Annotated in this window: 5 protein-coding genes; 2 read left to right on the top strand and 3 right to left on the bottom strand. The window is 68.3% G+C overall.

The window, feature by feature from the left end; genetic code table 11:
• The 3 genes from VH499_RS07515 to VH499_RS07505 form a co-directional block, all read right to left on the bottom strand.
• Nucleotides 1-1,203, bottom strand: a 1,203-nt coding sequence (locus tag VH499_RS07515; RefSeq protein WP_332052083.1) for an ABC transporter substrate-binding protein, incomplete at its 3' end; no start/stop codon positions are given.
• A 228-nt stretch (nt 1,204-1,431) separates the two neighbouring features.
• Nucleotides 1,432-2,613, bottom strand: a complete 1,182-nt coding sequence (locus tag VH499_RS07510; RefSeq protein WP_332052082.1) for an adenylate/guanylate cyclase domain-containing protein — start codon at nt 2,611-2,613, stop codon at nt 1,432-1,434.
• Nucleotides 2,614-2,793: 180 nt separating this feature from the next.
• Complete coding sequence (locus VH499_RS07505) at nt 2,794-4,293, bottom strand: helix-turn-helix domain-containing protein (protein WP_332052081.1); 1,500 nt, start codon at nt 4,291-4,293, stop codon at nt 2,794-2,796.
• Between the two features lie 174 nt (nt 4,294-4,467).
• Between VH499_RS07505 and VH499_RS07500 the strand changes: the two genes are divergently transcribed.
• Together VH499_RS07500 and VH499_RS07495 are read left to right on the top strand one after the other, a co-directional pair.
• Entirely contained in the window at nt 4,468-6,051 is a 1,584-nt protein-coding gene (locus tag VH499_RS07500) for a tetratricopeptide repeat protein (RefSeq protein ID WP_332052080.1), read from the top strand.
• Between the two features lie 14 nt (nt 6,052-6,065).
• Nucleotides 6,066-6,446, top strand: coding sequence for a hypothetical protein (locus tag VH499_RS07495; protein ID WP_332052079.1), 381 nt, complete (start codon nt 6,066-6,068; stop codon nt 6,444-6,446).
• Nucleotides 6,447-6,684 lie beyond the last annotated feature (238 nt).

Genomic DNA, 6,684 nt, shown 5'->3' with positions numbered 1-6,684 from the left:
GCGGTTGGGCGGCCCGGCATAGCCCACCAGCCGGCCCTTGTTCGGCAGGTCGTGGAACGGCTTCAGCACCGGATCGACGTCCCACACCGGGTGGTTCTCCCACATCCTGGTGGCGCCGCTGCTGTAGCCCTGCTGCGAGGTAAACCACACGTCGAACACCGGCTTGGAGCGAACCCAGCGCATGAACTCCTTCGCCGCCGGCTGGTTCTTCGAATAGCTCATCAGCATGTCGGTGAACACGCCCGGTGAGTTGTACTGGCCGGCCATGCCTCGGGGAATGGGCGCGTGGTGGATGTCCTGGAACATCGGCGTGCCCTTCTCGGTCTTGTAGGTGTCGGGCTTCTTCTTGGCTTCGATGTAGATCGAGGCGCCGTTGTTGGTGGCGCAGATGGTCTCGGACAGGAAGGCCCGGTTGTTGTTGGTGTCGTCCCAGGCGAGGCCGCCTTCGTCCATGGCGTCCTTCCACAGCGCGACCGCGAACTTGATCGACTCGACCGTCTCCTTGCTGTTCAGCACCACGGTCTTGCCGTCGGCCTCGACCTCCTTGCCGCCCCACGACCAGAGGAACGGGTACCACCAGTTCGGCGCGTCGCCGAAAGTGTGTCCGGCCGTCTGTCCGATCGGCCGTCCCTTGGCCTTCAACTTCTTGCCGGCGTCGCGCAGCGCGTCCCAGGTCTCCGGGAACTTGTCGTACCCCGCGTCGTGGAACCACGAGGTGCGATAGGCAATCAGCGAGCCCCCGACCGTCCACGGCACCCCGATCCACTTGCTGCCGACGGTGGCGATCTGCTTGGAGACGTCGTAGTAGCCGCCCTGGGCCTTGCCGATCTCCTCGGCCACATCGCCGACGTCGGCCACGCTTTCGGCATAGAGCTGCGGCCAGTTGCCGTAGGTCATGATGATGTCGGCGCCGCTGCCGGACTGGATGGCCGAGGTGATGCGCGGCTGCAGGTCGTTGGCGTTGACGGTCTCGACCTTGAGCGTGATGCCGGTCGCCTTCTTGCATTCCTGCGTGATCTGGCCCTTGAGCAGCGCATCGGAGGCCGGCACGAAGTCGGTCCAGCGCAACCAGTGCACGCTTTTCTCCTGGGCGAAGGCTGGCGACCGCCCGGTGGCCAGGATGGCGGCGAGGCCGCCGGTTCGCGCCGCGACGGCGCCGGATCCAGACAGTTTCAGAAGTCGACGCCGCGCAATGCGAGCCATGGATTGCCTCCCGATATTGTTTTGCCGATTTACACGTCGTGCACTGGGACCACGCGTGCCCGGTCGCGCGGGCGCGCCAGCCGGAAGTTCCAGCCGCGCATTCCCTGCGGACGAACGCCGGCGGACAATACGCCAGTTGAACCCGAACCGCAGCCCCGGCGTGGGGGAGAGGAACATGAGACGAGAGTCTCGCCCCTCTTGCTCCTCGTCCCGCGGCCCGCGCCTCTGCTAGGGCGGCACCACGGTCAGGATGGGCATCGGCGTCTCGACGCCGCGCAGGACATGCTCGCCGACCGGACGCCAGGGACCGGCCGCGACGGCGGCGAACGGTGCGGTGGCGAGCAGCGGACAGTCGAGCTGCTTGGTCAGATCCTGCACGCGGACGACCTCGTTGACCGCCGAACCGACCACCGTGAACTGCAGGCGCTCGGGCACGCCGACATTGCCGTGGATGACCTGGCCGAGGTGCAGCGCGATGCCGAAGTCGAGCGACCGGTCGGTCGCCGAAGTCGCGCCGAGCCGGCGCCGCGCCTCGTGGGCCGCGGCGAGCGCGCGGCGACACGCCTCCCCGGGCGACTCCTCGACACGGAACAAGCCCAGCACCGCGTCGCCAATCAGCGAGACCACCTCGCCGCCGCTGTCGAGGACCGCCGCCGCGGTCATCTCGAAATAGCGGCCGAGGAGGCCGAGGAAGTCCTCGGCCGACAGCCGGTCGGCCAGCGTCGTCGAGCGCCGCAGGTCGCTGTACCACAACGCCGCCGTGATCTTCTCGCCGTCGCCGCGCCGGATCAATCCGTTGAGCACGGCCTCGCCGGCGCGCTTGCCGAGATAGGCATGGGCGACGTTGTGCGCGACGCTGCGCTCGATCCGCGACTTCATCGAGATGCTGAATTCGCGGGTTATGCGCCGAAGCTGGACAATCTCGCCGTCGGTGAAGCCGGCGGCGCGATCGCCCAGCCATGAGCAGATGACGCCGCTGTCCGTCGCGGGGTCGAATCCGACGAGGAACACGACATAGTCGGTGCCGCCCATTTCGCGGAACTCCTCGAGCTCGGCGAAATCGAGGAGGGCGGTCTCGCCGTTCAGGCGGCGGCGCAGGACCGGCAGGTTGTGGACCAGGACATGGCCGAAGGGGCTGCGCCGGAATCGCTCCTGGCCGGGGTCGTCGGGGCTGAAGAGGCTGACCACGGCGCCCTTCTCGGCGGTCCAGTTTATGGTGCTGGCGTTGTACAGGGGATGGAGGATGCGGAACGCGACCTGCCCGCGCAGGATCGGCATCCCGACGCCGCGCAGGCGCTGGCACAGTTCGGCATAGAGCGCTGCCGGCTCCGAATCGTGCAGCGCCTCCTCGGCGAGCCATTCGCTGACGGTGCCGCCCAGAACCGTCGAGCCTGTCTCCTGGCTGTCCATCCCGGGCGACCTTAATGCGGTCTTCCCTCTGTCGCCACCATCGGTCCGGCCGAGCTCCGCGGGCAAACGTGCGCCGCCCCCTCTCCGAGTTTCTCCCGCACCTGCTGTTGCAACCCCCTCTCCTAACCTCTCCCCCAAGGGGGAGAGGAAGATGAAAGGCGAGGAAAGAGCGACGCGCCCTCAGCGCATGCCGAGGCTGGCGAGCCCTTCGGCGGCGCGATCGTAGAAGCGCGGCGTGTGCGGCAGGGCCGACCGGATCTCGGCGATGGTCAGCTCGGGATAGGCGCGGACCAGTTCGACATAGCTCTGCCGGGCTTCCTCTCTCCTGCCTGCCAGGGCGAGCGCGGGCGCGCGAAAGCGATTCGACCAGACCGCCTGCGGATGCTCGGCAATGCCGTGCGCGAACCACTGCGCCGCCTCGTCGTAGCGGCCGATCTCGAAGTGCGCCGCGGCGATGCCGATCGAGCAGAAGAAGGCCAGCGGATCGGCGGGGTCGAGGCTGCGCGCGATCTGGAAGCGCTCGATGGCCTCGGCCGTCTGTCCCCGGTAGACATTCACCCAGCCGCTGCGGTTCCAGGCCCAGACGCAGCCGCCATCGAGCGCGAGCGCGCGGTCGAAATGAACCGTCGCCGTCTCGAGATCGTGCGCCAGCGTGTGAGCGGCGCCCAGCAATGCCTCCACCCTGGGGTCGCCGGAATTGAGCCGCGCGGCCTGGCGCGCGAGCGTGGACGCGGCACGCTTTTCCTCGCCGGGCCGCGGCGTGAAGAAATGCGCGCCGCGGGTGCCATGGCACCATGCCGCGAGCGCCATCGGCAGCGCATCGTGCGGGGCGAGTTCCATGGCCCGCCCGAGGAGCTCCAGCGCCCGCGCCAGCGCGGTGGCCTCGATCGTCATCGCGAGCGGCAGCGCCCGCATGGTCAGGCTCCACGGCCCCAGTTGCGCCGCATCCTTGCCGCGCACCCGCTCGACCTCGGCCCTGCGCAGCGACCGCTCGACCGCCGTCGCGACGCCCGAGGCAACCTGTTCCTCGAAGGCGAAGACATCGTCGACCTCGCCGTCCCAGCGGTCGGCCCAGAGATAGCGGCCGGCCGCCAGATCGGCCAACGTGACGGTGGCGCGCAAACAACGGCCGCCGCCATGAATCCTGCCGTGCAACTGATAGCGGGCGTTGCCGGCCGTACCCACCGCCAGCCACCGGTCGCGCAGCAACGCCGCGGCGATCTCGTCGGCGATCGTGGCCGCGCGACGAGCCGCCGTGCCGGCAAGCTCGAAGGGCCGGACATGGACGACGGGCCGATCGAGTACGGGCGACAGGATCGTGGACAGGGCCGGGCGAGCGGGCACCTGGCGGCGCCGCCGCACGGTGGCTGACGGTGCCTCGCCGTAGCGTCTCCTGTAGGCGGCGGCGAACCGGCCGAGATGGCTGAAGCCCCAGCGCATCGCACTTTCGGCGACGCCGTCATCCGGCCAGCCTCGCAACAAGTCGAGGCGAACCCGCTCCAGGCGCAGGTCGCGCAGCACGTCGCCCGGCGTGCGGCCGAGGAATTTCCTGAAGTGCTTCTGCAAGGTACGGCCCGCGACACCGCAGGCTGCCGCGAGTTCGCCGATGCTGCGCTGACGAGCGGGATCGGCCTTCATCAAATCGAGCGCCGTCTTTACGTCGCGAGGAAGGAGCGGCATGTCGCAACCTCCGTCGTCCTGCTGGATATCACGGAATGCCGACGAACGAACGCAGATTCGGACGTTTGGCGGATCGCAGGGACGCAAAGTGGATAGCCGGCATCCGTGCTGCGGCCCGATCCTTGGCCGGCGCCCCCGGCCCTCGGACCAACCGCAGAACCACTGGAGGCCACCATGTCCGCGACACTCCGCACGGTACTGCTTGCAGCAACGCTCACGACCGCCCTCTCCCCGGCCTTCGCCCAAACGGACGACAAGAAGCTCGGCACGGTCCATTTCGAGACGTCGTGCACGCCCGATGCCCAGAAGCTCTTCGACCGCGGCATGCTCTACCAGCACTCGTTCTGGTACCGCGCCTCGCAAAGTACGTTCGAGGACGTCCTGCGGGCCGATCCCGGCTGCGGCATCGCCTATTGGGGCATCGCGCTCAGCCTGCTGTGGAATCCGCACATCCCGCCGCCGGCGAAGAACCTCGCCCAGGGCGAAGCCGTGCTGGAAAAGGGCAAGAGGGTCGGCGCGAAGAGCCAGCGCGAGCGCGACTATCTCGACGCGCTCTGGGTGATGTATGCCGACCATGACAAGGTCGATCACCGGACCCGCATCCAGGCCTATGCCAAAGCCATGGGCGAGCTGGCGGAGCGCTATCCCGGCGACGACGAGGCGCAGATCCACTACGCGCTCGCCCTCAACACCTCGGCATCGCCGGCCGACAAGACCTACGCCAACCAGCTCAAGGGCGCGGCCATCCTGGAGCCGATCTTCAAGCGCCAGCCGAACCATCCCGGCGTGGCCCACTATCTGATTCACCTCTACGACTATCCGTCGATTGCCGAAAAGGGCCTCGACGCCGCCCGGCGCTACGCCATGATCGCCCCCGCGGCGTCGCATGCCCAGCACATGCCGTCGCACATCTTCACGCGCGTCGGCTATTGGGACGAGTCGATCGCCTCGAACATCGAGGCCGCGCGCGTCGCCAAGCTGGACAACGAGGGCCACGACCAGCTGCACGCCATGGACTATCTGGTCTATGCCTACCTGCAGCTCGGACAGGATCACAAGGCCAAGGCCGTCGTCGACGAGATGACCACGGTCACCGGCTTCACCGAGACCTCGCTTCCCGGGCCGTACGCACTGGCCGCCTCGCCGGCGCGCTATGCGGTGGAACGCGCCGACTGGGCGGCGGCCGCGGCGCTTCAGGTGCGGCCGAGCCCGTTGCCCCAGGTCCAGGCGATCACCCACTTCGCGCGGGCGCTCGGCGCGGCCCGCTCGGGCGATCCGGCCGCCGCCAGGGTGGACATCGCGAGGCTCGTCGAACTGCGCGACAAGTTGCGTGAGGGCAAGGACGCCTATTGGGCCGAACAGGTCGATATCCAGCGGCGGATCGCCGAGGCGTGGGTCCTCCATGCGGAGGGCAGCTACGACGACGCGCTGAAAGCCATGGGCGCGGCGGCCGATGCCGAGGATCGAACGGAGAAGCATCCGGTGACACCGGGCGTGCTCGAGCCCGCGCGCGAACTCTACGGCGTCATGTTGCTCGAGCGCGGCAGGGCCGCGGAAGCGCTCGTTGCCTTCGAGGCGACGCTCAAGAAGGAACCGAATCGGCTGGGTGCCTGTGCCGGCGCGGCGAAGGCCGCCGAGAGATCGGGCGATCCGGCCAGGGCGCGGCAGTATTTTGCAAAGGTCGTCCAGATCGCGGGAGGTGCCGACGAAGGGCGCACCGAGATCGGCGATGCGCGCCACTTCCTGGCGAACCCGTAGCGCGGCGGGATGCCATGCGAACCCTGCCGCTTGCGCTGGTCGTCGGCACGCTGGCGACTTCCGCCGCAAGCCAGACGCTGGAGATCGTCGGTTATGCCGGCGAACTCGGCGAATGGGAGCTGACGGCCAGCGTCGGCGGCGCGCCGGATGACGCGCGCTCGAGGGAGCTTTCGGGACGATTGACGATGCGTCACGTCGGCATCTGCACGCAGGACGGTCCGGAGGAGAAAACGGGCGAGATCCGGTTGCACATGACGGCACCGAGCGAACTCAGGGCGACGTTGTCGGCCGATGGCGTCGAATGTTCGTATCGCGCACGCCGGTCGGATTCCTATGTCGGCCTGCTCAGGTGCCCGAACAGACGCCCGGTCCCGTTGATCCTGTGGATCAGGTGACCCCTGTCATCACCACTCGATCCCGACTTCACCGCAGATCTGCAGCGGGCCGGTAGATCTCGCTCACGATGCCAAAGCCCGCGCCGGACCGCCGCCCCCTCTCCCAACCTCTCCCCCTCGCGGGGGCGAGGAGCATGAGGTGCGGGACTCTTGTCTTTCATATTCCTCTCCCCCTTGGGGGCGAGGAGCATGAGGTCCGAGACTCTTGTCTTTCATATTCCTCTCCCCCTTGGGGGCG

Origin of the sequence: Reyranella sp. (assembly GCF_036558665.1) — a bacterium.
GTDB lineage: Bacteria > Pseudomonadota > Alphaproteobacteria > Reyranellales > Reyranellaceae > Reyranella.
The sequence above is the reverse complement of the archived record's forward strand: the minus strand, read 5'-3'. Positions and strand labels throughout refer to the sequence as shown.

Coding starts and splice junctions, on each gene's coding strand:
- VH499_RS07495 (WP_332052079.1), top strand. CDS start 6,066: ATGCGAACCCTGCCGCTTGCGCTGGTCGTCGGCACGCTGGCGACTTCC.
- VH499_RS07510 (WP_332052082.1), bottom strand. CDS start 2,613: ATGGACAGCCAGGAGACAGGCTCGACGGTTCTGGGCGGCACCGTCAGC.
- VH499_RS07500 (WP_332052080.1), top strand. CDS start 4,468: ATGTCCGCGACACTCCGCACGGTACTGCTTGCAGCAACGCTCACGACC.
- VH499_RS07505 (WP_332052081.1), bottom strand. CDS start 4,293: ATGCCGCTCCTTCCTCGCGACGTAAAGACGGCGCTCGATTTGATGAAG.